General features: G+C 41.8%; 30 protein-coding genes, 1 tRNA gene and 1 pseudogene. 23 read left to right on the forward strand and 9 right to left on the reverse strand.

The window, feature by feature from the left end:
* The first annotated feature begins 92 nt into the window (after window positions 1–92).
* A complete protein-coding gene (locus JCM10596_RS07910) occupies window positions 93–929 on the forward strand; it encodes an RluA family pseudouridine synthase (protein WP_267879681.1) in 837 nt (278 codons plus the stop codon).
* A gap of 47 nt (window positions 930–976) precedes the next feature.
* Here JCM10596_RS07910 and prpE read toward each other — a convergent pair whose 3' ends face one another.
* Window positions 977–1,726: a bis(5'-nucleosyl)-tetraphosphatase PrpE gene (gene prpE / locus JCM10596_RS07915; protein ID WP_025026655.1), complete on the reverse strand. Its 750-nt coding sequence runs from the start codon at window positions 1,724–1,726 to the stop codon at window positions 977–979.
* A gap of 92 nt (window positions 1,727–1,818) precedes the next feature.
* On the reverse strand, window positions 1,819–2,970 hold the full coding sequence (rodA, locus tag JCM10596_RS07920; protein ID WP_025026656.1) for a rod shape-determining protein RodA: 1,152 nt from the start codon (window positions 2,968–2,970) through the stop codon (window positions 1,819–1,821).
* Between the two features lie 197 nt (window positions 2,971–3,167).
* On the opposite strand from rodA, the gene fabI reads away from it, so the two are divergent.
* From fabI to JCM10596_RS07940, 4 genes are all read left to right on the forward strand, one after another.
* Window positions 3,168–3,944 (forward strand): enoyl-ACP reductase FabI, encoded by a 777-nt coding sequence (gene fabI / locus JCM10596_RS07925; protein ID WP_025026657.1) that lies wholly within the window; start codon window positions 3,168–3,170, stop codon window positions 3,942–3,944.
* Between the two features lie 59 nt (window positions 3,945–4,003).
* Window positions 4,004–4,216, forward strand: coding sequence for a hypothetical protein (locus JCM10596_RS07930; protein ID WP_025026658.1), 213 nt, complete (start codon window positions 4,004–4,006; stop codon window positions 4,214–4,216).
* An 85-nt stretch (window positions 4,217–4,301) separates the two neighbouring features.
* Window positions 4,302–5,273: a glycerophosphodiester phosphodiesterase family protein gene (locus JCM10596_RS07935; RefSeq protein ID WP_025026659.1), complete on the forward strand. Its 972-nt coding sequence runs from the start codon at window positions 4,302–4,304 to the stop codon at window positions 5,271–5,273.
* Complete coding sequence (locus tag JCM10596_RS07940; protein WP_025026660.1) at window positions 5,260–6,093, forward strand: PHP domain-containing protein; 834 nt, start codon at window positions 5,260–5,262, stop codon at window positions 6,091–6,093. The genes JCM10596_RS07935 and JCM10596_RS07940 overlap by 14 nt, the downstream gene beginning before the upstream one ends.
* On the opposite strand, the gene JCM10596_RS07945 is transcribed toward JCM10596_RS07940, so the two are convergent.
* From JCM10596_RS07945 to JCM10596_RS07955, 3 genes are read right to left on the reverse strand one after another with little or no spacing between them, the layout of a single operon-like run.
* The gene (locus JCM10596_RS07945) at window positions 6,094–6,543 is read right to left on the reverse strand and encodes a GNAT family N-acetyltransferase (protein ID WP_034680864.1); all 450 of its coding nucleotides are present in this window, start codon (window positions 6,541–6,543) and stop codon (window positions 6,094–6,096) included.
* A 7-nt stretch (window positions 6,544–6,550) separates the two neighbouring features.
* The gene (locus JCM10596_RS07950) at window positions 6,551–7,063 is read right to left on the reverse strand and encodes a 2'-5' RNA ligase family protein (protein WP_025026662.1); all 513 of its coding nucleotides are present in this window, start codon (window positions 7,061–7,063) and stop codon (window positions 6,551–6,553) included.
* Window positions 7,064–7,105: 42 nt separating this feature from the next.
* Window positions 7,106–7,837 carry an alpha/beta hydrolase gene (locus tag JCM10596_RS07955; RefSeq protein WP_081791956.1) on the reverse strand — a complete coding sequence of 244 codons (732 nt, stop codon included), beginning with the start codon at window positions 7,835–7,837 and terminating at the stop codon, window positions 7,106–7,108.
* 141 nt (window positions 7,838–7,978) lie between these two features.
* Here JCM10596_RS07955 and JCM10596_RS07960 point away from each other — a divergent pair, with 141 nt between their 5' ends.
* Together JCM10596_RS07960 and JCM10596_RS29730 are read left to right on the forward strand one after the other, a co-directional pair.
* Window positions 7,979–8,518, forward strand: coding sequence for a phosphatidylglycerophosphatase A family protein (locus tag JCM10596_RS07960; protein WP_025026664.1), 540 nt, complete (start codon window positions 7,979–7,981; stop codon window positions 8,516–8,518).
* An 85-nt stretch (window positions 8,519–8,603) separates the two neighbouring features.
* On the forward strand, window positions 8,604–8,774 hold the full coding sequence (locus JCM10596_RS29730) for a hypothetical protein (protein ID WP_199900123.1): 171 nt from the start codon (window positions 8,604–8,606) through the stop codon (window positions 8,772–8,774).
* A gap of 39 nt (window positions 8,775–8,813) precedes the next feature.
* Here the strand turns inward: JCM10596_RS29730 and JCM10596_RS07970 are convergent, their stop codons facing one another.
* Window positions 8,814–9,269, reverse strand: coding sequence for an AAA family ATPase (locus tag JCM10596_RS07970; protein WP_025026665.1), 456 nt, complete (start codon window positions 9,267–9,269; stop codon window positions 8,814–8,816).
* A gap of 101 nt (window positions 9,270–9,370) precedes the next feature.
* Between JCM10596_RS07970 and JCM10596_RS07975 the strand changes: the two genes are divergently transcribed.
* The 3 genes from JCM10596_RS07975 to JCM10596_RS07985 all read left to right on the forward strand — a co-directional run bounded on the left by JCM10596_RS07975 (window position 9,371) and on the right by JCM10596_RS07985 (window position 11,646).
* Window positions 9,371–9,446, forward strand: a tRNA-Val gene (locus JCM10596_RS07975).
* A 160-nt stretch (window positions 9,447–9,606) separates the two neighbouring features.
* Window positions 9,607–10,659 carry a tyrosine-type recombinase/integrase gene (locus tag JCM10596_RS07980; RefSeq protein WP_025026666.1) on the forward strand — a complete coding sequence of 351 codons (1,053 nt, stop codon included), beginning with the start codon at window positions 9,607–9,609 and terminating at the stop codon, window positions 10,657–10,659.
* Between the two features lie 15 nt (window positions 10,660–10,674).
* The gene (locus JCM10596_RS07985; protein WP_025026667.1) at window positions 10,675–11,646 is read left to right on the forward strand and encodes a tyrosine-type recombinase/integrase; all 972 of its coding nucleotides are present in this window, start codon (window positions 10,675–10,677) and stop codon (window positions 11,644–11,646) included.
* A 756-nt stretch (window positions 11,647–12,402) separates the two neighbouring features.
* On the opposite strand, the gene JCM10596_RS07990 is transcribed toward JCM10596_RS07985, so the two are convergent.
* Both JCM10596_RS07990 and JCM10596_RS07995 read right to left on the reverse strand, forming a co-directional pair.
* Window positions 12,403–12,933, reverse strand: coding sequence for a hypothetical protein (locus JCM10596_RS07990; protein ID WP_025026668.1), 531 nt, complete (start codon window positions 12,931–12,933; stop codon window positions 12,403–12,405).
* 250 nt (window positions 12,934–13,183) lie between these two features.
* A complete protein-coding gene (locus JCM10596_RS07995) occupies window positions 13,184–13,405 on the reverse strand; it encodes a helix-turn-helix domain-containing protein (protein ID WP_025026669.1) in 222 nt (73 codons plus the stop codon).
* Between the two features lie 148 nt (window positions 13,406–13,553).
* Here JCM10596_RS07995 and JCM10596_RS08000 point away from each other — a divergent pair, with 148 nt between their 5' ends.
* The 13 genes and pseudogenes from JCM10596_RS08000 to JCM10596_RS08065 all read left to right on the forward strand — a co-directional run bounded on the left by JCM10596_RS08000 (window position 13,554) and on the right by JCM10596_RS08065 (window position 24,090).
* Entirely contained in the window at window positions 13,554–13,841 is a 288-nt protein-coding gene (locus JCM10596_RS08000) for a hypothetical protein (protein WP_025026670.1), read from the forward strand.
* Entirely contained in the window at window positions 13,838–14,074 is a 237-nt protein-coding gene (locus JCM10596_RS08005) for a hypothetical protein (protein ID WP_025026671.1), read from the forward strand. The genes JCM10596_RS08000 and JCM10596_RS08005 overlap by 4 nt, the downstream gene beginning before the upstream one ends.
* Window positions 14,067–14,375 carry a hypothetical protein gene (locus tag JCM10596_RS08010; RefSeq protein WP_025026672.1) on the forward strand — a complete coding sequence of 103 codons (309 nt, stop codon included), beginning with the start codon at window positions 14,067–14,069 and terminating at the stop codon, window positions 14,373–14,375. The genes JCM10596_RS08005 and JCM10596_RS08010 overlap by 8 nt, the downstream gene beginning before the upstream one ends.
* A 464-nt stretch (window positions 14,376–14,839) precedes the next feature.
* Window positions 14,840–15,211: pseudogene (locus tag JCM10596_RS08015) on the forward strand (DUF3102 domain-containing protein); the annotation flags it as partial.
* A 973-nt stretch (window positions 15,212–16,184) separates the two neighbouring features.
* Window positions 16,185–17,387, forward strand: coding sequence for a YonV family putative phage-derived protein (locus JCM10596_RS08020; RefSeq protein ID WP_025026674.1), 1,203 nt, complete (start codon window positions 16,185–16,187; stop codon window positions 17,385–17,387).
* An 80-nt stretch (window positions 17,388–17,467) separates the two neighbouring features.
* Window positions 17,468–17,965 (forward strand): cysteine-rich VLP protein, encoded by a 498-nt coding sequence (locus JCM10596_RS08025; protein ID WP_025026675.1) that lies wholly within the window; start codon window positions 17,468–17,470, stop codon window positions 17,963–17,965.
* A 223-nt stretch (window positions 17,966–18,188) separates the two neighbouring features.
* Window positions 18,189–18,431: a hypothetical protein gene (locus JCM10596_RS08030; RefSeq protein ID WP_148302536.1), complete on the forward strand. Its 243-nt coding sequence runs from the start codon at window positions 18,189–18,191 to the stop codon at window positions 18,429–18,431.
* 477 nt (window positions 18,432–18,908) lie between these two features.
* Entirely contained in the window at window positions 18,909–19,514 is a 606-nt protein-coding gene (locus JCM10596_RS08040; protein ID WP_148302537.1) for a hypothetical protein, read from the forward strand.
* Window positions 19,514–20,122 (forward strand): hypothetical protein, encoded by a 609-nt coding sequence (locus tag JCM10596_RS08045; protein ID WP_025026679.1) that lies wholly within the window; start codon window positions 19,514–19,516, stop codon window positions 20,120–20,122. The genes JCM10596_RS08040 and JCM10596_RS08045 overlap by 1 nt, the downstream gene beginning before the upstream one ends.
* A 571-nt stretch (window positions 20,123–20,693) precedes the next feature.
* Window positions 20,694–20,897: a hypothetical protein gene (locus JCM10596_RS08055; protein ID WP_025026681.1), complete on the forward strand. Its 204-nt coding sequence runs from the start codon at window positions 20,694–20,696 to the stop codon at window positions 20,895–20,897.
* A complete protein-coding gene (locus JCM10596_RS24520) occupies window positions 20,894–22,597 on the forward strand; it encodes a phage tail tape measure protein (protein ID WP_025026682.1) in 1,704 nt (567 codons plus the stop codon). Before JCM10596_RS08055 ends, JCM10596_RS24520 begins: the two co-directional genes overlap by 4 nt.
* 63 nt (window positions 22,598–22,660) lie before the next feature.
* Window positions 22,661–22,861: a hypothetical protein gene (locus tag JCM10596_RS29120; protein WP_148302538.1), complete on the forward strand. Its 201-nt coding sequence runs from the start codon at window positions 22,661–22,663 to the stop codon at window positions 22,859–22,861.
* Window positions 22,862–22,893: 32 nt separating this feature from the next.
* Window positions 22,894–24,090 carry a hypothetical protein gene (locus tag JCM10596_RS08065; protein WP_148302539.1) on the forward strand — a complete coding sequence of 399 codons (1,197 nt, stop codon included), beginning with the start codon at window positions 22,894–22,896 and terminating at the stop codon, window positions 24,088–24,090.
* A gap of 157 nt (window positions 24,091–24,247) precedes the next feature.
* Here JCM10596_RS08065 and JCM10596_RS08070 read toward each other — a convergent pair whose 3' ends face one another.
* Window positions 24,248–24,751 carry a hypothetical protein gene (locus JCM10596_RS08070; protein ID WP_025026684.1) on the reverse strand — a complete coding sequence of 168 codons (504 nt, stop codon included), beginning with the start codon at window positions 24,749–24,751 and terminating at the stop codon, window positions 24,248–24,250.
* Window positions 24,752–25,350 lie beyond the last annotated feature (599 nt).

Below are 25,350 nucleotides of genomic sequence, written 5' to 3' on the forward strand. Positions count from 1 at the left end.
AAGCTGTGCTATAGAAGGAGGGAGTTTCTATTCAAGCCGAGGATCAGCAACATAAGCTATATTTCAGCGTTACGAAAGATGAAGAAGGCTTACTGCGAGATTTCTTAATTCAGCATAAGAAAATATCGAGGAAAAGCTTAAGCAGTATCAAACATGCAGGACATATTCTAGTCAATGGATTTCATGCTACAGTACGAAAAATAGTGGTAGAAGGGGATCAGGTGGAGGTTTGGTTTCCTGTAGAAGAGGGTAGTCATTACTTAATGCCTGAACCCGTTCCTCTAGATATTTTACATGAGGATCAGGATATTCTTATTGTCAATAAACAAGCTGATCTCTGTGTTCATCCAACTTTTTCACAAAAAAATGGGACTCTTGCCAATGGAATCATGTATTACTGGCAGCAAAAGGGGTTGACCCGAACCTTCCATGCGGTGAATCGTTTGGATCGAGATACAACAGGGATCGTGCTGTTGGCACAGCATCGTTTTAGCCATCAACAGCTTTCCATTCAGCAAAAACAGGGTCAGATTGAAAGAAGATACTATGCTTTGGTGCATGGCATAATGGAGTGTAATGAAGGCGTGATTGAGGCACCGATTGGTCGGAATCCCCATTCCATTGTGGCGAGAGAAGTACGAGAAGATGGTCAATCTGCTACAACAAGATATTGGGTTAAGAAACGGTTTGATCAATATACCTGGATAGAATTAAAGCTAGAAACAGGTCGGACTCATCAAATTAGGGTTCACTTAAGCTACTTAGGTCATCCTTTGCTAGGTGATGATCTGTATGGTGGTACAAAAGAAAAAATGAAGAGGCAGGCTCTTCATTCGTATTATACTCGTTTTTTTCATCCTACATCTGGGCAATCCCTATGCTATGAAGCTGAAATACCTGCGGATATGAAGAGCTTGCTTGATGGATAAAAGCACGCTCATCCACGACCACTCAAATGAATAGGAAGGACGAGGATTTAAGCAAATGTTGATTTTGGTTCCAGTCGGAATTTTTCTTCGACATAAGGCATGCTTGATGGAACCCTTTCAAAGCTAAGCTCTGGATATCGTAATCCAGTTAAATAGCCTCCGAATACACACCCCGTATCAATGTTGACGGTTTTGTTCACAAATCTTGGCTGCTTGACAGGAGAATGTCCATAGACAATTAGGCTTTCTCCTGAATAGTTTTGTGCCCAGTCCTTACGGATAGGGAAGCCTGTTTCATCTGTTTCCCCTGTAATATCTCCATATAGACAGAAGGTTTTCACTCTACTATTGTTCTTTCCAATGAGGTCTTGCCGAATCCCTGCATGACTAACAATTAAATTCCCCTCATCTAATACTAAATAGAGCGGAGAGGTTTCAACAAGATGAATAAAATCTTTCTTGATTTGTTGCTTCGTCTTAGCTGAAACCCTCGATAATTCAGCAACCGTGGTTTCAAGACCATGAGTCACTTGAACATTCCGTCCCAAGAACAAACGATATAGCTTATCACAATGATTTCCCGGGACATATAAGGCTTGATTCTTTTGAACCAACTTGGTTACTAGCTGTAATACAGGGATCGATTTAGGACCTCGATCTGTTAAATCTCCAACAAAAACAAGCTTTCTGCCTTGCGGATGAGTGTATCCTTCGCTTTCCTCAACAAACCCTAGTTGATCCAAGAGCTTCAATAATTCTTCATAACAGCCATGGATATCACCAACAATATCGTACATTCGTACCCTCCTTATGTTTGAAAATGGAGTTTGGGACATACTTACAAAATAGCACATATTTATGGATATGAATAGCATAACCGTAAATATTCTTAATCAAACATATAGGTTTTGGTTCTCATTGATATATTCAATACGATTCCTATGGCAATCATGTTGGTTAGTAGAGCACTTCCTCCATAGCTTATAAACGGGAGAGCTAATCCAGTAATCGGCATTAGACCTATGGTCATCGCGATATTCTGAAAGATTTGAAAGACAAGCATTCCGATGATTCCTGCGACGATATACGAACCAAAGACATCATTACACGTTAGAGCAATCTGGACAAGACGATAGATCAGAATAAAATAGACTGAAATTAAGATACTTGCTCCAATAAACCCAAATTCCTCTCCGATAATGGCAAAGATAAAATCGGTGTGTACCTCAGGAATCCATCCACCTTGTGCCTGGGAGCCTTGTGTTAAGCCTTTTCCAGTTAATTGTCCTGACCCAATAGCTAGCAAGGCTTGTAATAGCTGATACCCAAATAGATCAGAGTGTGCTTCTGGGTCCAGCCAGCCGTAGATCCTTGCCATTTGGTGATTTTCAACAAATTTGCTGAAAAGGTCAAAGTTGACAAAGTATAAGACGACCAACCCAGCGAGAAGCAAAATACCCATAATGGTTAGCAAAAACAAAAGTCTCCAGGAGATGCCTCCCACAAGAAGCATTGTAGCGACAATACAGATTAGAACAAGAGCTGTTCCTAAGTCAGGTTGTTTTAAGATGAGGAAAAACGGCAAAATAGAAAATGCAGCGATTTTTCCTGTTAAGACAAGATCTTGCTGGAATGATTTTTCTTCCATTGTTTCTTGGAACTTTGTTAGAAAATGAGCAATAAGAATCACCAAGAAAATTTTCATAAACTCTGAAGGCTGTAGCTTAAAGCTTCCGATCAATATCCAGCGTTGTGCCCCGTTTGTGATATTTCCAAAAAACTCAACAAATATTAGCAAGGCAATACCTATACCATATAAGGGCAGAGATAGCTCTTTTAAACGACGGTAATCAATCAAAAGAATGACCCCGATTAATATGAATCCCAAGACATAGAACATTAGTTGCTTTTTGACAAACGAGAGAGAGTCTGTGGCACCAGTGGCACTATAAACAGAAACTAAACTAATGATGGCAAGAATGAAAATAATGAAGACTAATCCATAATCGATTTGTTGTAAGTAGCTTTTTTCTTTTTCCATATTCATTCCTCAAATACTTTATTTTACATAGCCCTTCCTCATGTTAAAGTAAACATCTAAGAAAAGACCTATACATGAATCATATAATAAAATAAAAAGATAGGCTAGCAACTTGTTTATAAAAGATGATATAATATCAGAATTAGGACCAGATACTAATACCTATGAACGCTTGATCTAAACTAGGAGGTTATTTCATGAATCAATTATTAGCTGGAAAAACATATGTTATTATGGGTGTTGCCAATAAGAGAAGCATTGCGTGGGCTATTTCTAAAGCTCTACATGCATCTGGAGCAAGACTGATTTTTACATATCAAGGACGAGTAGAGGATAATGTGAAAGAATTAGCGGCAACACTGGAAAGAGACGATTCGTTGTTCTTATCCTGTGATGTATCAAGTGATGAGGATATCGCAAATACCTTTGCCAAGATCAAGGAACAAGTGGGCGTCATTCACGGCATCGCGCACTGTATTGCTTTTGCTAAAACAGAGGAGCTTGAAGGAGAATTTGTCAACACTTCACGTGATGGTTTCCAACTGGCTCATGATATCAGTGCGTACTCTCTTGTCGCCGTCACCAAAGCAGCAAAAGACCTTATGGTTGAAGGTGGAAGTATTGTTACTCTGACCTATCTCGGTGGAGAGAGAGTGGTGACGAACTATAATGTGATGGGAGTCGCTAAGGCAGCACTAGATGCTTCTGTAAAATATTTAGCGAATGATTTAGGAAAATACGATATTCGAGTGAATGCGATTTCGGCGGGACCGATTCGTACTTTGGCAGCAAAAGGAATTAAAGATTTTAACCTTATATTACGTACGATTGAAGAAAATGCTCCTCTACGCAGAACGGTTTCAGTTGAGGAAGTTGGAGATACGGCTCTTTTCTTATTCAGTCACCTTTCTAGAGGGATTACTGGGGAAATTCTTCATGTTGATGCAGGGTATAATATTCTTGGACTTAGCTAAAAAAACCTTTCCTTTTATTAGCAAGACGCGATATAATATATAGTAAGAAGGGTTCTATTATGGAGGTGAGTGAGATGGGCTATATCCCACCGTATATTCCAGATACGTATCTTCTTCATATTAGGCAGATTTCTAATGATAGTCATGCGATTAAGAAGGTAGAAGAGGTTTCAAGTAAAAACATTGATGTCCATCACCAAAATAAACCTTTTTATCCTAAACCGTATAAGACTCATGATGGAAAAGGAAACTTGTTTGATCAATATGTATGATATGCGAATAGATAGATTGAATGGTACAATGATTCATGTGAAGGCCTCTTGCTAGAGGTCTTTTTTCTTGAAGGGGAGGAGTAGAGTGGAATCGCGAATTAATCAGGCACCACCTATTTATAGAGTGAAGAAAAAAAAGAATGTAAAATGGAAGTGGCTGTGGATCGTTTTAGGTGTCTTAGTCTTATGCTATCTTGCTTTATTCTTGTTGGTTACTCCAGCTAGACCTGCCGTCCCCGTTTTCCAAGGGGATGCTCCATTGGTCATCGCTCATCGTGGAGGGGCAGCTCTTGCTCCGGAAAATACTCTAGTTGCTTTCGACAAAGCAAGATCGCTGGGTGTGGATATGATTGAATTTGATGTTCGGATGACGAAGGATGGTCATTTGATTGTGATTCATGATGATACCCTAGATAGAACGACTAATGGAAAAGGGGAAGTGAGTGAACTAACCTTAGCAGAGATCAAAGAGTATGATGCAGCTTATCGGTTTAGTGATGTTAGGAAAAGATATATTTATCGAGGCCAAGGAGTAAAGGTTCCAACGGTAGAGGAAGTGTTTCAGAAGTTTGGAGATACTCGTATGAGTATAGAGATCAAAGAACCGCTAAAAGACAAAGAGGATCCAGATATTGAACAAAAGCTTTGGAGTCTAATTGAGCAGTATCAAATGCAGGATAAGGTGGTCATTAGCTCCTTTTCTGATCAAATATTAGCTCGCTTCTTGGAGCATTCAGGCGGCAAGGTAGCGATGTCTGCTTCGAAACAGGAATTGCAGTCTTTTGTGTTTTATCATAAGCTTTTCTTAAATCGCTTGTATCGTCCCAATACAGATGCTTTTCAACTCCCAAGCACACATGGGATCTTTAGTCTGGATGACAAAAGATTAATAAATGGTGCAAAGCGTTTAAATATGGCGATTATCTACTGGACGATTAATGAAGAAGAGGAAATGCGCAAGCTGTTAGAGCGAGGCGCAAGCGGGATTATCACAGATCGACCAGACTTATTAATCCGGGTAATAAAAGAGATGGAGGATCGACATGAAACGAATTGATTTGCACACTCATACGACGGCTTCTGATGGAAAATGTTCTCCAAAAGAAAATGTAATGTTAGCAGAAGAGCGGGGGCTACAGGCGATCGCGATTACGGATCATGACACAGTTGGAGGCATTCAAGAAGCCCTACAGGCAGCAGAACATCTTTCCGTCGAAGTCATTCCAGGGATTGAGGTTAGTACTTTAATTGAAGGCACTGAAATCCATGTTCTAGGCTATTTTATTGATTTTGAAAATGAAGCATTTAATTCCGAGCTAGCTAAACTTCGAAAAACAAGAAATCTCAGAAATGAGATGATGGTGGAGAAGCTTCAAGAGTTAGGAATTGAGATTACGATTGAGGAAGTCAAAGCAAAGCAAAAGAAAAAAGGGGGGAATGTAGGGCGCCCTCACATTGCCGAAGTATTAATGGAAAAAGGTATAGTGCATGATCTAGCTGAAGCATTTGATGTTTATCTAGGGAAAGAAGGAAAAGCCTATGTGAACCCTCCAAGGATCTCACCTTTTGAAGGGGTTGCTCTCATCCAAAAATATGGTGGTGTTCCTGTCTTAGCCCATCCAGGATTATATGATTATGATGAGCTCATTAAGGAGCTAGTTGAGATTGGATTAAAAGGAATTGAAGTTCATCACCCTGATCATTCTCCTGAAGAAGTGAAGAAATACTCAGAGATGGCAAAGGAGTTTCAATTGATTGCAACGGGAGGATCAGATTATCATGGGAAACGTAATGGAGTTGTTTTTCATGGGGATCTAGGTTCTCAACCAATAGAGTATGAAGTGATTGAGAATTTAAGAGCAGTAAAAAAGAGTTGATTAGGAGTTCAACTCTTTTTTCATTTTTATATGCATTATTCCCGCTTCATCAAAGGGATCGGATATGGTGGAATAACCAAGCCTAGAATAGAAACCTTCTGCATGATCCTGAGCGTGAAGCAGGAGGGTCTGTATTCCTTTACTCTTCGCTATCTTTTCGATATGTTCCATGATCAATTCTCCAAGATGTTGACCGCGCAATTGAGAATCGACACAGATTCGTTCCACTTTAGCTTCTATATCATTAATGATTCGTAATCGTCCCGCGCCTACTGGATGATGTTCTCTATTGTAGACAATCACATGCTCTGATTGGTCTTCAAATTCATCGATTTCCATCTCCTCGGGAACTTCCTGCTCTTGAACGAACACTTTTTTTCGAATCGTAAAGGCATCCTGAATTTCTTGATCATTTGTTGCCTTTTTTATTGTATAGGGTGATATTGTCATGATCCTTTCAGCCTCCAAGGTTAAAGGATTGATGGATGGTCCATGTTTGGTTTTCTAATTGATACAGCAGATGAAAGCGATCTACCAAGAAAGTAAAATGAAACGGATTCATTTTAAGGCGGTTGTAAATATCATGCAACTCATCATCAGGCATTTGTTGTCCAATTGTAATGTGAGGGACGAAGGCATACTTTCTTTCATGCTGAAGCATAGGTGGTTTATGGAGATCCACATGAAGTTGAGTTAGACTGGGATGATCCTGTAATGCCATATAAATCACGTTATTTGTTGGATGGAAATGACTAATCTTATGAACCTCGACCTCAAAAGGAGACGATGAGCTCGCAATTTCCTGAAGATCCTTCACAATGGCAGGAAGATCTTCTTTGGAGGCTTCGAAGGACTCTTTAAGAGTAATATGAGGTGAGAGCAAAGCATAATGAGGATCATATCTCTTCCGGTAATCATTTGCTAAATCTTGAATTTCTTTGGTGGGGAAAATAACGATTCCTAATTTCATAAAAATTCCTCCTAAATTCAATATAGAAATTAGATGATGCAACTATCTCCATAACACATTCAATGCGTGAGGGAGATCCTCCTGCCAGAGTGCCCAAGTATGATCTCCTGTATATTCTTTATAATGAAGCGGAATTCCTTTTTTCTGAATGGCTTCTTTGCATTGGCGGTTTAGCGCAACCAAATCTAGATTCCCTGCCGAGGTCTTGACACTTGTTTCAAGGGTCCCAATACTCAGATAGAGTTGCAATAAATCAGGGGATGCAGAAAATTGTTGGATCCGTTCTATGGTTCCACCGTAAAAAGCACCTGACTGTGAGATGACATGACGGAAGGTGTGAGGGTATTGCAGAGCAATTTCCATAGAGATGGTTCCTCCTAAGCTTTCACCCATGATGGCTCTGGCTCCACTTATCGGATTAGTGGCATAGTTCTGATCCATATGCGAAACCAGCTCTTCGGCGAAGAAACGCTTGTACTCTTCGTGTCTAGAACCTCTAGGATGATAACGAACGAGTCTTTCGCGTGTGCTCGATACAGGTACAGCGACAACAACGCATTTATCGATTTGTTGTTGTTCAATAAGGCGATCTAGAGTGGTAGCTAATTTTCCTAGAGTGAAGTAGTCCTGACCATCTTGAACATAAAGAACGGGATATGTATACAATTTCGAATAGTTATAGGGTAGGTAAACCATGATAGGAATATGTTGAGCAAGCTGTCGACTTAAAACAATATCATCTATTATTGTGCCCTTTTTCTCCATTAATAACATTCAACTGCCTCCATCTATAGTTAAGATTTACCAACCCTATTTTACCATAGAATCAGGATTTCAACTCCTGTTTTTCATGTAAGTGTGTTAAAATGGAAGCACTAGAAACATTAGATGCATAAGCTGAAGGGGAGAAGAGAGATGAAGAAAAAACAAGTTCATAGCCGAGACGTAAAAAAAGCTGCTATTCAAAAATTGATTGAACGTGGTGTACAAATATCAGATATTGCAGAGATTGTCCATTTAATGCAGGCCCCTTATTCTCCTGATTTACAAATGATTACTTGTGTCCAGTCTGTAGAAGCTGTGCTAGAAAAAAGAGAGATTCAGCATGCGATATTAGTTGGTGTTGAGTTAGATGTTTTGGCAGAAAAAAGAATGCTCTCAGAGCCGCTTCAGAGCATTGTAGAGTCCGATGAAGGATTGTTTGGCTGTGATGAAACGCTTGCCCTTGGATCTGTGTTTGGCTACGGAAGTATTGCTGTAACCACCTTTGGGCATTTAGATAAACAAAAAATAGGAATAGTGAAGAAGCTTGATACCAAAGTAGGAGAACAAGTTCATACTTTTCTAGATGATATCGTTTGTAGTATCGCTGCGAGTGCCTCAAGCCGTTTGGCTCATCGTCTTCGTGATGCTGAAGAAGCTGAGATGGATCGTGAGGATGAACAGGCAGGATAAAGGAGTGAATGATCCTCAGCGAAAATGGTAAAACTTATATCAGTATATAGCTCATTGATTACTAATGGAGGAGAGTTTGTGGATCATGAATTGGATATACTGGGCTAAGTTATACGATACGAAATTCCAAGCCAACTGCTTACGAGTAAGAATGGAGCAAGATTGGTGGATTCGCGGATATGAATCGCCTGAGGAAGTTGAGGTTTTTCGAGTCAGAAGTGGTAAATATGGAGTTCGTTTTAGCTGGGACGCATAAGTCTCAGCTATTTTCAGTCTTCGCTCTAGTGCACCATCCTCAAACGGTTACTTCAGTCCTCACCTCAATGATTTTGGAAAAGCCTTCTTCCTTCGTCACCTCTTGATAATGCTGAGCCATTTCTTCGATCACGGAAAGAAGGTCCTTTTGGTTTGTTAGGATGGCGCGCTGCTTGCAAACTTCTTTATCTGTTTTGACGACAATGGCGATAGTCTCATATTGGTATTGTTGAGCAAGCTGAAGCAACACTTTTCGGCGCTTTCTGGTCGTATTGGTTTCGTCGATCACAATATCTACTCCTTGTTGAAATAAGGCTTCCAGCATGATCTTTCTAAATGCCCAGACCTCCCCTTCTTTTTCAGGCAAGTGACGTTTTCCGTGAATCAGGAGCCTTAACTGATCTGCTGAAACCTTGGTCACCTCTGGAAAGTTTTCTTTTACATAGGTCGATTTTCCCGAGCGAGGAAGTGCAACCATAATATATAGCTTATGCATGTTAGAAGCTCCTTTTATTTTCAAAATTCACTACTTTGCCATTGACATTTAGAACACGAATATGATACATTACTATTATCGCTCAGAAAAATTAATATTATGACTCGGTAGCTCAGTTGGGAGAGCACCATCTTGACAGGGTGGGGGTCGCTGGTTCGAACCCAGTCCGAGTCACCATACGCTAAAAAAAAGCGGTATATCAATGTTTTACATACGTTAGACTAGACGTTGGACTACCGGAAAAATAGACGCAGGGTGTCGCCTATGAATTAAACAAGGTGGCGCTCCCGATAAACGTTCCATTCTGAAATTATTTAGAAGGGAGCGTTTTTTATTTATGGCGAAAAAAGCATCGGATAAACGAGTGGGACGAAGTACGAAAAGGGTGCGTAGTAGCGTAGCTAATCCGCATTTATTGGACGATCTGTTCGAAAAATTTTATCACGCAAAGATAACGGAAGGCAGATCGAAAAGGACGTTAACGAGCTATCGAGAAAATTATAATTTTTTCGTTAGCTATATGGACGATTGTGGAGTAGCTCGTAACGTAGAAAATGTAACGGTGGATCTTATTCGCGACTATATTTCTTTTATGCTACAAGAAAAAGTGCAGTTCGAGGGTCACCCTTTCAAACCCAAAAGCGTAGAAAAAATTGGGTTATCGCCAATAACCGTGAATTTACGGTTAAAACCATTAAGGACCTTGTTTAAGTTCTTAGTAAGAGAGGGGTTATATACAGAAAATCCTTTTGAGATGATAAAGAAGGTCGAGGAAGAAGATAGTATTATCGAAATACTAACCGTTAGGCAACTTCAATCTTTATTAGAGGCGCCAAATAAAAGAAGTTATGCGGGCTTTCGAGATTACGTGTTGATGAACTTGCTTCTAGATTCGTTTTGTAGGATTAACGAAGTCCTTATGCTAAAAGAGCAGGATATCGACGGAGAAACATGCTCAATAAAAGTCCGAGCAGAAAACTCTAAAAGTAAGCGTAGTAAACAAATTCCGATACAAAAGCAGACACTGAAACTACTATTCGAATTGACTAGAGAGAATAAAGAATTTGAAACGGACTACATTTTTTTGGCGAATTATGGAGAGGTGCTAACAGCCAATCAATTCCGACACCGGCTCCGAGATTATGCGAAAAGCGCAGGGCTGAATTGTAGGGTCCATCCGCATCTATTTCGCCATACGTCAGCGACTATGTTTTTGGAAGCTGGGGGAGATATTCGCCATTTGCAAATGTTACTTGGACATAAAGACTTACGTATGGTGATGCGTTATACTCATCTGTCACTAAAATCACTAACTGATCAACATAACAAGTATTCCCCGCTGAATCAGGTTTTTAACAAACTCAATAAGGATCGGAAAATCTTACGTTAAGGAGGGGGAAGTGCTATGGTCAGGCGAATTAACAAAATTAGACGAGTGGAAGCGCTAGAATACAAGAAAGTGGAAACAGGAGTAGGAGCCGATTTTGATGAGGCGTTAGATGTGTATCTTCACGACTGTAAGATACGTAATCTAAGCTCGTATACATTACAATATTATCAAAGAGAATTGATCACCGCTAAAAAAATGCTTGAGGAGCAAGAAATTGATCCCGCTCCGATTCGCATAACAACTCAAATGGTAAAGGAAAATATTATACTTTATATGCTAGATGCGAAAAAACTAAAAGATGTGTCAGTCAATACACGCCTGAGGGCATTAAGAGCCTTCTTCAACTTTTTATATAAAGAATCCTACATATATACGAATCCTTTCGATAATATAAAGTTGATTAAGCAGAAAAGGTCTGTAGTCCCTACCTTTACCATTGAGCAGTTACAGGCATTACTACGCCAACCGGATTTATCAACGTTTACCGGAGTCAGAGATTATACAATGATCTTATTGTTTGTTGAAACGGGTATGCGCGTGAAAGAACTAGAAGGGCTTGCTGTCAGTGATATTAAATGGGAAGATTCAATGATACTCATCCGTGACGGTAAAGGATATAAAGAGCGCCTAGTACCGATCCAAGCGAAAATGAAAAAGCAATTACAATCTTATTTAAAAGTACGTGGCAGCGCAACCGATGAAGACGCACTATTTATTACTCTTGATTATGGACCTCTATCTAAGCGACAAATCCAAAGTAGAATCGCCGAGTATGGAAAACAAGCGAATATAAAAGGCGTCCGTTGTAGCCCGCACACTCTACGCCACACTTTCGCGAAGCTATCCGTCAAAGGCGGGGCTGGAATCTTTCAGCTACAGCAAATACTCGGACATACGTCCATGGAAATGGTCAGGCGATACGTTAATTTGTTTAGCGATGATGTAAAAGAGCAGCACCGTAAGTTCTCGCCCCTTAAGCAATTATAACCCCCGTAATCGAACCGTTAGGCACTAACCGTGTCTGGCGGTTTTTTATTATGTGCGATACGGGATCGGCACGGAATTACCGATAGCCATTCGAATAGGTATCGTTTTGACCTTACTGGACGTTATCGGAAATGGATTGCGTATCTATTAAAAATCGCTTTGAAGCGATAAGAAGCGTTAAAATCGCAAATGTTCGAAGTATCCGATTGCTTCCCATCAACAAACCCGCTCACGACGCGCACGCCCCGAAAACATCGACTCTAGCGTTCATCCTACGTAAACACTAGCGTCTTTAGCGTTACGAACGATATTCATCATTAACGGAGTGTTAATCGCTATAAATGGCGTCACTAAGCGGATGTATAAAACGATGAATAAGCGATAATTTTCGTCCGTTTAGAAACGTTGGTATAGAGCGATTATTCATACGCCTAGTGTCCGTTAAGATGTATTATGTAACCTAGCGCTGCATATTCAATACGCCAATATACGGTCAAAAGTACGGACGAGAGTGCGCGAGAAATGGACGCGCTGACCCCCCCAAGGCGGGTGCGCAGGGGGCGGGGGTTTGACTCCGAAACCTTTCTCGCAAATTTTAAAACGTCGGGTCTGGCGTAACCTATGCGCCAGTACGTAAGGTAGCCGAAAGTAGCGGTAAGTACGTGCATTGGGACGGGAAGAACGTGGTATTACGTTAATAGACATGTGAGTTTGCGTTAGTCAACACGTAACTTTTTATAAGAAAAAACGCCCGTATTAACGGGCGTTTTCTTTATTAGGTATTTTCTCGTTTATATTTCTTATTTTTGAAACCGATGTCAATCTCGAAAAATTAGATTGGTATACTGCTTTATTCCAAAAAGGATCGTTTTTATTATAGTCAGCCGATAACCACTCGTCAGGAATAATTTTGATTCCTTTTTGGTCTAATACTTTACAAAACTCAACTATTTTTTCTAGTGTAAACAATCTATTGCGAATTTGTGTAGAAGAGGGATTTCCGAGAATCTCCATTTCCTCATCGGAAATTCGTACCTGTCTAATCTTACGTGTTTTTTCTTCGGATAGCTTCGGACGACCTAACTTACTCTCATGAAAGAATGAAGAAAACTCACCACTTTTATACCGTTCGTATTCTTTTTCTATACTATCTCTTGTAGCAGAGTTATTGAAGAGAACGCCTAATACTGAGCGAGTGTCTAATTTTACTTTCCTAGAAATGCTTTTTAAATCAGAGTGGTTTAGATACTTCCGTACTATTTCCTTTTCATGCTCTGGCGAAACCATAATACACGCCCCCCCTAATAGTTTATGTACTAACATTATATTATCATAGTTAATATTTGTATATACGAAAAGTGATTTGTCTATTTCATGTGTATACTTAAAACATGTGTCGCATTCTCAGTAATACAAAAAAGACGCTAGAGTATTCGTTACTCTGCGTCTTTTTTTGCGTTATATTCGTTATTATTTCGTTAATGTCGTGAATAGAGATACGTCTAATACCGTTGATATGGACGATTCCATTCGGACATTATTCAGCGTTCTTCTTTTTGTTAGGAATATGTTCAATTAGTTCACCAACGGTAACGTTAAGAGCCACACATAATCTCTCTAGTGTTTCGAATTTAATGCCGTCGGTCTCTTCGTTATAAAGTTTAGTTATTCCGTTTCTATGTAATTGCGTCATTTCAGATACTTCCGATATCTTCAATCTCTTCTCGCCCATAATCCTCGATAAATGAACCTTTATCATCCGTCTACCTCCCATCATTAGCCTAATTATAAATTCTAATAGAGAAAATTTCAATTAGGGTATTGACAATGTCCATTCCAGTGTGTATTCTTGAATTAACAAATTATTCATCACGATGTGCATTTTTAACACTGGGAGGAATATGGTTATGGAAAATTTATTATCAAATATCGAATGGTGTCACGGAGACCCTGCGTATTTCGCATACGGTCCGAAGTCGGAAGATACGATACGCGTTAGCTGGGCACGCACTCTAATCGGATGGTTCAACGTAATGAATATCGAAACTGGCGAAGTTATTAATATGAATCCGATAGTATTTCGCTATTATTTCGATGTAGACCGCAAAGCTAGCGTCGGGGCTTGCGATATTAAGGTTAACTGTGCGCTGAGTATCGGTTTTAATGTTGTCGGATCGGAGGCGGTAGCCGTATGAGTAAATCCGTTATTGAACGTCAGGTCCGTGCTTACGCAAAACGTCACGGCTTCAAGTTGCGTCATGTTCCGTATTCATCTGCATATCCTAACGGCTATATTACTGTTACGGCGCCTAACGGACTAACTGTCCGTGCTACGTCTTTCGAATCTGCCATGACTGAAATGGCGGGTATCAAGGCGAAAGGAGTAGGCGGTCAACTTAATATTATCGGAGGTGGACACAATGTATAAGGCGGTACTTGTAGCATTCCCTTTTGATGGCGGCTACGGATATGATCTAGCCACGCTAATTAGTGATAATTTGGCGCTGACTGTCGATCAAAATGAGGACGTTATCGTATTTGAAGTGAAGCCGCATCCGGTCCGAAGAAACGTCTATTTAAACGAAAGTCCGGGTGTGCGTATCGGCAATATCGGGTCGAGCCTCTATAGTCTAGAGGAGGTAATCGATCGACTCCACTCGGCTAGCGCTATAGAGATGCTGACCACGCTTGATAAAAGATACAATACCAAATTCGATCTAATTCGATGAGGCGCAATCTAATTTAATTATAAAGGTTGAACGTTGCCCGGACTCTATTACTCGGATTCTATCGTATTGCATGTAATTTTTGTCCGATTGATTTTAGATCGACTAGTAGCGTGTGGTCAGCGTTCAACCTAGCTTTATTTATTATCCGAGGACCTCTATCGTTTTTGGCAGGACGATGGATGACGTGAGGATAGGCGTCACACATTGGCGTGTGTGATCCGTCGATATCTCGCTAACGTTTTGGCGGACGTTAGCGGATCTTAGGCGCCAATAGGCAGGGCGCTGAGTAAAGATAATACAGCATAGTAGTCCGTTTGAAATTTGCAGGTTTCAACGGGCTATTAGCCATGCCCTAAAACTATAATAGAACATACGTTCTCATATGTCAACAGTATTTTTGAAAATACTTACTTATCGTGTATCGCCGAGCCAACACCGTTTAAGCCGACACGGTTTATACCGCAGAAATCAACTCGTATAAGCAAGTAGCGGGTCAGGCGATATTCGAGATCGGCTATAGGCTGAAAGAGGTGCGTGATAACCCCAATAAGTACGGGTTTAAAGGTTATCGCGATTGGGAACGTTGGTGTGAAGAAGAAATCGAAATATCGCGCAACCACGCAAACAAATTTATTAAGGTCGCAGATGAACTCGGTGCCTCGGGACACCGGAATTTAGGAATTAAAGCTCTATACGAAATAGCAACGCTCCCACCGGAGCAACGCGAACAATCGCACACTATCCCGTCAACTGGCGAGTCCAAAACGGTCGACGAAATGACGGTCCGCGAGTTACGCGAAGTTAAGACGGCGTTGCGCGAGAAGGAGCAGGCGTGATTTCCTTCAAAAAGTCGATTTTGACGTAACAACTGCTAAACGTTTCATCAAAGTTTACGAAGAGTTCGGTAAGGACGGTGACACGTGGCACCGACTTAGTATGCGTGTCCTATACGAAATAGCAACGCTACCTACCGGAGCAGCGCCCAATAGAAGGTTGCATTTTACTCGCTCAGCTGGCTATAGGTATGAGGAAAAAATTTTAATAAAGTAGGGTATATTTTAGCCCCTCAGTTGGCTATAGGTACGAGAGATAAAATTTAATTTTAACCCTGCATTTTACCCGTTTAGTTGGCTATAGGAGTGAGGGAAGTTTAGGCGCCGATATGGGCGTCATCTTTTATTTGCGTGAATTAAACAATAAATTATTTAAGGAGGATATCCGTATGAAACGTGGAACTTTTAGATTACTACGACAAGCGAGCAATATGAACCAATTTCAGTTTGCGGAGAGATTATCCGTAAGTCGGTCGACCGTCGATTTATCGAGGCGGGGTACATCGGTATTTCTGACGACATCAACCGGAGGCTGCTCGACGAGTTCGGCGCCGAGTATATCGAACAGATTAAGCGGATCGGTATCGAAACGGACTAACACACGATAAATTAGAGTGGATATTAGCGATAAACTCCGAGTTTAAAGTGACATAGGCTTCGGCTCCGCCTCGCCTGTCGTCGCTTCGCTCCGACATCATATTATCTTAGTATATGTTTAACGCTGGTTTTAAAAAGGATAGTGACGGACGTTTTTGAGGGTGCTTTTCCCGAAAAAACGGACGTAATGTTTTAGGTCTTTCGATGGTTTAAATAATAACGTTAGCACAAAAAAGTGCTAAGTATGCCCGTTAAACCGCGTGGTTAAGCCGTTTTTAACGTATTTCCTTAAAAGGAAGGGTATAGAAAGTGCTAACGTAATAACCGCGTTCGAGTAGCAACTGCGTACTTTAGCGCAATAAATAAATGGGGTGATTGAGTGAGAGTAACGATTGTCGATTCGATAATGGGAAAAGGGAAAACTTCATGGGCGTTACAATATATTAACGAAAGCCCCGCATATAAAAAGTTCATCTATATAACGCCGTTTCTCGACGAAGTCGAGCGAGTAATTAAATCGACACCGGGTAGAGAGTTTTTTCAGCCAAACAATGCCAATAACGAAGGACGTAAACTCCGTAGCCTGAAAGAGCTAATTGTATCCGGAAAGAATATTTGCGCTACACATAGTCTATTTAAGTCTGCGGACGAGGAGTTAATCGAATTACTGACCGAGGCAGGTTATACGTTAATACTAGATGAGGTAATGGACGTTATTGAAACGGCTAATATCACATCGCAGGATATTAAGGCGCTTCGAGATTTAGGATATATTGATATAGTAAATAATAGAGTTAGGTGGGTGTACGAGGATTACGTTGAAGGGCGTTTTTATGATATTAAGTTATTAGCTAAAGCAGGCAACTTGTTCTATCATCGTGATAAGTTTTTGATATGGGCGTTCCCGCCGAAAGTATTTTCTGCTTTTGATAATGTGTTTGTCCTAACGTATTTATTCAATGTTCAGTTACAAAGTTACTATTATAAGTTACACGATATAAATTACGAGATTAAGTCCGTTAGTCAAGACAGTAACGGACGTTATAATATCGGGGAATACGACCCACAAAGAGAAGAGAGAGCCGAAGTAATGAAGTTAATCGATATTTACAATGGTCCATATAATGAAGTAGGCGAAGCTAGAAACGCTTTTAGCGTATCATGGTTTAGAAATGCATCGGATACCGTATTGGAACGAGTGCAGAAAAATATATACTCATATTTTCGTAATCATTGTAAGGTGAAAGGTAACGAATTAATATGGACGACCGTTAAGAAAAATGAAATAGACTTACGTGGGAAAGGTTACGCTAAATCATTTACGCCGGTTAACCTCCGAGCTACTAACGAGTATAGCGACAGGAAGGCGTTAGCATACGTATTTAATCGCTACTTGCATCCGATAGAGAGAGCGTTCTTTGAGGATAACGGGATAACTGTTAATCAAGACTTATTAGCTGTATCGGATTTATTACAATGGATATGGCGTTCAAGAATACGTAATGGAGAATCAATAAGCCTATACCTACCGTCCAGCCGTATGAGATCGTTATTAAAAGCATGGGGTAGCTACGAGATATAAATGGATATTGTATTCGAACCTAAACCGAGAGTTATATACTCTACGGTTTTTTATTTTGCACAAAAAGGAGCAATCGAAGCATGAATCAACTAAAATCTGTAATCAATCACGTATCTACGCTATGCGCTAACTACGCAGGAAACAGTCAGTGTCTAAAGGATAAGCCCTGCCCGTACTTTTCTGTCGATTGGAATTATAACCGATGCAATTACTATGAACACGCCGTCCTACCCGGTAAACCCGCCCTACATCGCCAGTATATGGCGCGCTTGTGCGGAGAAGCCGCCTTTGATGAATGCGATGAACCGACATGGTACGAGGTGAGCGAATACAACGCCTTGTCGGATGCGGGTACGGTAATTAAACCCAAACATCCTAAACGGATTAACAAGAGCCGTAGCCAGCTTGACGATATCACCGCATGTAAGCAGTGTGGCGATCTGTTTGTACGTAAATCTAACGCTGTAAAATTCTGCTCCGCTAAATGCCGAGGTGAATCGAACAGAGCAAGCGCTGCTAAACGTATGCGAGATTACCGCTCAAAGTCGACCCTCCGCGTTACGAAAACGGATAAATAAACCCCGCTATGACGGGCTTTTTTAATGCCTAAAATAGCGAACAGGTAGTAATACATTCATGTTACGAAATCAAAATTAAAGGGGATGCGGATTAATGATAAATGATCTAAGTTATGTCTTACATCACCACGCTATAAAAATCGGTGATGATCGCTACTACAGCGTATTTATCGTCAATAATTGGCGGCACGAAGTAGAAACGAGAGGAACGCAAGAGGTGGCGATGCAAAAGGCATATAACGAGTGTTTACGTTGGCTCGATAAAGTAATCGATACGGACGCAACGTTTGCCGTCTATTCCAACGCCAAAGAGATAGCGTCGATACAAGCGGGAGCTATCACGTTAGTTGACGCGGATTTGCTTGAAAAAATTAATGAAACGATACAGATAACAGAGCAAGAAGAGCTAAAAGAGATTCAAAAAGCGGAAAGGCTAGCGAAAAGGTTAGCTCGCAAAAAAACTTAACGTGAAAGGGTGATCTAAGGATGCGGAACCTATTACGAATCGTGACGTCGGACCTAGAGGGAATCGAATTGGCGGCGCTAGACTTATTCAACTCTCACGGCAACCATGCGGATAACATCATTATCCCGATAACGGATAGTCTGTCGGTTATAAATATCGTACTTGATGTGATGCGGATACATCAGATACAGACGGTAGATTTAGAAACTGACAACGAGGAGATATTTAAGACATTTCTCCCTATCGTTGGCGTCAACGTATCGTTAGTATCGTCGGCGAACTTTACGGAGATGTATCGCCTATTGTCGCCTGAGTCAGAGGAGTTTCCGATAATTCAGGACTTGTATTTAACGCAGATAATTGAAGAGAAACCGTTAAAGGCGGAGCTTACGGCATGGCAACGCTTTTTATTTTGGGCTAAAAAACTAGTAATAGGGAGGAAAAACAATGATTAAATGGAAAAAGTACGAGGATTTCTTGGGGCAGGATACTAAATTCACTGAAATGCGAGAAAAATACGCTACTAAAACAAAAGAGGCAGGGCAGCGAGTCAAAGACTTAAACGCCGAATTAGAGGCTATTTTGAAACGGGAGTTCCGCGAGGGCAAAGATCTATCGTCTGAAAAAACCAAGAAAAGAAAACAAATCGAAGAAGCCGAGAAAGAATACGAAGTGGCATCGAGCGAGCAAAGCGGAGCGGAAATGTATATACGCACAGAGGCGCGTGAAGGAAATATAACTCCCCGCGATCTAGTGGCGGACTGGAATACTAATTATAGACCGCTCGTGCGAGAGCAAATTTTCACGCCGATCTTGGAGCGGATGAATTTAGCGAGAGAAGCCTATTACAACGCCCTACTAGATTTAGCGGAGGAGCGGTCAAAATACGATCAACGCAGGCGGAATTTTGTCAGCCAATTTAGTGAGGTAAGAAATGAAGATAATCATTTGATTTATCCGAGCGAAATGGTAGATCATCGGGAGCTGCCACTAATAACGGAAGAGGGATTGTATCGAGTGCAGCAATATGGAGAGTTTCCAGCGGGAACAAAAAGAAAACAAACTGAAGGAGATGATAAATAATGAAACTACCCATAACTGTTTCGAAACTAGAAAAAATGAAACTATTTGCTAGGGGCAATCCGCAAAAAATTGCAGAATACACAAGTGCTAACCAAAAATTTATGGAATTAATTACTACCTATTTTGATGATGAGTACCCGTATACCCTATCGCCATCAGAACTGTATCTTAAAAAATTGGAGGAAGAGGCGAGTACGGGTGATGCGCAGGCTATTATGCGGTATGAGCTGATCAGAGATAGAGTTGAGTACAATAACGCTAAAAATAATCAATCTAAAAACATGGGGATTATACGCCAAGGACTAATGGATAAGTTACAAAACAAAGAGCCGCTCTCAAATAGAGACCTTAGACTAGCCGAGGAAGTTGCGCGGACCTACTCAAACGCCGAGAGCCGGGTACTATATGCCACGATCAAAAAAGCCCTTGAATCGCCTAGTACAAGCGAAACTAAAGATGACGATAGGGCAAAATCGACTAAAATCACGCAGGAAGAAGTTGACCGAGCGTATGAAAAAGCGAAAGAAACGTCAAAAGTCGATGATAGAGTAGCTTACGTAAAAATGAAAAAAGAGTTCGTTGAACAGGATGTGAAGGAGCATGAATAATGTTTTTGAAGTACAAGCCACGTTCGAGGGAACGGGTGATCAGGAGATCGAGTTTCATGAGCTGATGACCTCTTTGGTCCTTTGTAATCTCGGATCGACGAGGATCACGTTTGCAACGCGAAGCATAGAGTTTTCAATAGCGCCTTACATGGTTTTTGATGAGGTGCTAGATCCATTCCACAAAATTAAAATCTCCGGAGAAGGGAGTTATATGGGTTATGTTAGGCGGAGGCGCAATGATACAAGCTAGAGCGACGTACTACGCCAGTCCACGGATTTAGGATAATAATTGATGACAGAGGGTTCTATCATTTCGAAGGCGACGAAAAAGTCGTAAATAGAGCGGCGGGAATCAACCTAGATACCGTTGACATCTCGCGGTACAGACCTGATCTAGATACACTCAGTCGAGTGTATAATAGCGCGGCTAGTCAGAGTGCGCCCGAGTCGGCGGCAATTTACCTAAAACTTAAAAATTCCATCGTCAAACAATTTAACAAATAGTAAGCATGAGCGCCAACGTATCGGCGCTTTTTCTTTTTGCTTTTTACTAATTTTAAGGGGGAACCAAATGAAGGAGATACTTGATAGTACAAAAAAAGAACACGAAGAAAATACGTTATTTGACGTCACGGCGGAGATTGCTGGATTTTTGCGGAGTGTAACGGACGATGATAGTCTATCGGACACTGAAAAACTACTAAAAATCCTTGATCTTGCGGAGAAAGAACTAAAACAAATACAAAGTCATTTACTCGGCGGCGGTGACGAATGAACTCGATAGACGTAGGATCGATACGCGCCAAACTCGAACTTGATGCGAAGAATTATTCGCAATCGATCGAGAAGGCGAAGGGTAAGACGAAGGAACTCGAATCAAGCGCCAAGGATACGGAATCGTCGATTAAGAAGCTAGGCGTCGCCTTCGCCGGACTCACGCTCGCAATGGGCGGAGTTATTACAGCATCGGTCAAGACGGCAGCTCAATTCGAGTCCTCGATGGCGCGCGTCAAGGCGATAACGCAGGCGAACGTAATGGAGTTCGACGCATTGCGTAAGAAGGCGGAAGAACTAGGCGCATCAACGGTATTCTCTGCGTCACAAACGGCGGAAGGAATGTCGTATCTCGCAATGGCGGGCTTTAACGTACAAGAAATAATCTCAGCGATGCCCGGAGTCCTTAACTTAGCGGCGGCGGGTCAGATGGAACTCGCTAGGACGGCGGATATCGCATCGAATATTCTAACGGGATTTAAGATCGAAGCGGGCGAAACTTCGCGAGTTGTTGACGTATTAGCGAAAACGATGACGTCATCTAATACGAATATTGAGCAATTAGGATACGCAATGAAATACGTAGCGCCTATCGCTTCTAACGCAGGACTTTCGTTAGAAGAAACGGCGGCGGCTGTCGGTAAGTTATCGGACGCCGGTATACAAGGCGAAATGGCGGGTACGACGTTAAGAGCGATTCTCTTACGCCTAATCTCTCCGTCTGCAGAAGCGGCGAAGTTGATGAACGAATTAGGTTTCAGCATAACGGACGCTAACGGTAAAATGCTAGAGTTACCGCAGATTATTTCGAACGCCGAGCGCGCCTTTAGCGGATTGACCGAAACTCAGCGATTAGAGTACGCGGCGACAATCGCAGGGACGGAAGCGGCAAGCGGATTCTTAACGTTATTATCTACGGAAGAATCGACACTAGCGGAATTTACGAGTCAGCTACAAGACTCGGCGGGCGCAGCGCAAGAGATGGCGGATATCCAGAACAATACGCTAAATGGCTCGATCGCAGCATTCAAGTCCGCACTCGAAGCGGCGGGCATAGCGGTAGGCGATAAGTTTGCGCCAGCCATTCGCGAAGTTACGTCCATCTTGACGTCGTTGGCGAAAGGTTTCGCAGACTTAAACACTCCGGCGCAAAATGCGATCATTACGTTTTCCATGCTTGTACCGTTAGTCGGGAGTTTAGTGTTCGGGATACGTGCGTTAAGTACCGCACTCATGGCGCTAAAATTGACGATACCCGTATTTGCTGCCATCAGTCTAGCAGTAGGCGGATTAGCCGCAGGATTATCGTATCTTTCGAGTAAACAACGCGAAGTAGAAGAACAAGAACGCAAGACGCGTGAAGAAACGAACCGACTATCGAAAGAGTACGACGACCTTGCTCGTAAAACTAGCGATTTAGCGGACGACTCTCAAGAAGCTATCGACGCTAAAAAGCGTATGGCTGAGGTATTCGAGCGCATCAAGGAAATTAATCCTGACGTAGTGTCCGCCTACAACTCGCAGACATCGGCTATTCGATCTATGACGGGCGCAACGAGAGAAGCTACGAAGGCGAAGATTGACGATTTAAAGGCGACACTAGCGCTACTAAAAGCACAGGATGCGCAAGGCGACGGAGGCTCGATTGGACTCGGAAAAAGCTTGGTATCGCGAAAGCTATCGCGGAAATCGAGAAGCTAGAACGTGAATTGCGTGGTATGGGCAACCCAAAATCTTCGAATCTACCGTTTTATTTAACGGACGATGATCGCAAATGGAGCGGAGGAAACGGAGGGGGCGGTTCATCTAACGTTCAGACTAACGTTAAATCTTCGTCATCAGGCGGCGGAGGAAGTGGCAGTAAGAGTGCGAGTAGTAGTTCGAAGGGTGGCGGAAGCAGTAAGTCGTCTAGTAGTAAAAAGTCCTTCGAGGACGTCCAGGCGGAACAGTACCGCGAGTCGTTAAAGTGGATACAGTACAAGAAGGAACTCGACAAGATGTCGGAAGAAGAGGAGCTTGCGGCATTAAATCGCCTTCTCGAGCGTTATAAAAATAACGCAGAGATACGTAAGGACCTCGAAGTTAAAGTGCATCGACTCAAGTCGCAAATGGCGGAAGATAGCGTAAGAGAGGCGGAGAAATCTGCGCGTGAATCCTACACGAACTCCTCGGAATGGATCGAACGGGAGGAGCGTCGTATGCGCGAAAAGGGGGCGGCGGAAGAGGAGATTACGCAGATGCGTCTAGACGCGTGGCTTCGCGTAAGAAATCGACACGAAGCGGACTCCGATTACTATAAGCGTGCGGATCGAGAAGTCGCGGAGAATAAGAAGCGCTTAATCGAAATGGCTACGGCTAAACGTATGGAGGCGCTTAGTAAAGAGCGCGATATGCAGAAAGAGTCACTAAGGGAATCGCTCAAAAACGAAGAGGAAGCGTATAAGAATCGTATCGAAACGACGAAACAACGATATGACGAATCCGTCAAGGCGATACGTAGACAAGTCGAAGCGATTGACGCACAGATTAAAGCCGAACGCGAACTCGAAAAGGTGGAAGACCGTAGGCTCCAACGTGCGGAATTGATCGCTAAGAAGAACGCCATTATTGCGGATAAGCGTTTCGAGAAAGTGGTACGTAACAAGGACGGCACGCTAACGACAGAGTTAACGCACGACGCGGAAGCCGTAGCCAGTATCGATAAACAACTAGCCGATATGGACCGTCAAGCTGCGAGAGAACGAAGAGAAGCGGAGTTAGACGCGAGGAAACGCCAGCTTAACGAACAAATTGACGTTATTAATATGGCGAAGGAAGCGGAGATTAAGTCGCTACAAGACGGGCTCGCGGCTATGCAGGACGGCAACCGCAAGAAGATCGAAGCGCTGGACGTGTACTGGGCAGACGTATTAGACCGTGATAAGATCGCACAGGATATGCGGAATACCGTATTACAACAAGGACTAGATACCGCATTGTCTAGCGTAGAGAAGCACTTAGATAGCGTTATGTCGGCGTATCAATCTAGGATTAGCGACATGATCGCGTTAGGCGCTCAACTAAGCGGAGGACTTGGCGGAAGCGTAACTCATAACGACAATTCCATGTCGATAGGGAGCGTTAACGTTACGGCGAATAGCGCAGATGCGATTATCGGCTCGATTCAACGCTTTAAGCAAATTTCGAAGGGATAGGGGGGGCGCTCAGCGCTCACTAACGCAATCTTAACCGAAATAGTAACGAGTAATGACGACACGCCTCGTAGGTCCATTTTGGACTTGCGGGGGCTATTTTTTGTTTAATAACAAAAACCCCTTTCTAATATAGAAGGGGATGTTTTGTTTTATTGAATTAGAATTGTCTAGCATTGATTAGAAGATCCATTACGTGACCGTCGTCGCTGGTTACATAAACCTTCCATTTACCACTCATTCCTTTACCACTGTCCATCGTAAAGTTTCTTGTTTTAGAACCGCCCGGCTCAATTGTAACATAACCAAAATCTTGTCCATTGTCAGTGCGCTCTACTTTGAACTTAACTTTCTTTGAACTGTGGTTGTTTTTTACATAAATATTCAGTTCTTTACCGTTACCCGGAGAAAGTTCAAATGTTTTTTCATAGGCAGTTTTACCTGAATGTTTAACATTATCAATTAGAGTAACGTTAAAAGGCGTGATTTCTGGATCGCTAGATGAAGGTACTTCAATAGAATCACCGGGTTTAATGTCAGTAGATGGTTCAAATTTTAAAGGACCTTCTACAGAAGGATCATTTACCGCAGATGAGTTCGCCATAACCACTGATCCAATTAGTAGACTTAAAACTAGAGCAAAAATAGCAACTTTCATTTTCATATATTTTCACATCCTCTCAACAATTTCCATTATAACCCTTAATTTGGAACTTGTAAATTTAAAAGAATATTAAAATTATATTCTTTGTAGTGCGATGCTTTAACTGTAATTACCGTTAATCGTAGCAAAAAAGAAGTCACAGTAGTCTGCGTATCAGAGTTGCAAGGTGAAGGTGCTATAAGTTATAATAGCGATATTCAGAATGGAATGAACGTCTAAAAATAGCGATAGACTAGCGTTTATGGACTATCGTATTAACAAGGTTCTCTTACCGACAATTGACAGGGTGGGGGTCGCTGGTTCGAACCTAGTCCGAGTCACCATACATAATTCATCGAAACCCTTGTGATATAAGGGTTTTTATTTTTTGTTCATATTTGGATCATCGTAGGAAAACCTGCCAAAGTCGTGTTTGGGGACGAATTGGGGACGGAATTATTTAACTCGACTTAATATGGTGATGTACTGTGTACCTGTGTCGTAGTATCTTAACTTTTTAGTTAGGTGAATTGGAAATAAATTATTTCCTGAGGTTGGTTTTCTGGAATGTCCTAAGGTGTGTGATATGCTCCCCTTTAGGTAGACAGATTAAAAAATAA

The sequence above is a fragment of the Caldalkalibacillus mannanilyticus JCM 10596 genome, from assembly GCF_000615945.1.
GTDB lineage: Bacteria > Bacillota > Bacilli > Caldalkalibacillales > JCM-10596 > Bacillus_AT > Bacillus_AT mannanilyticus.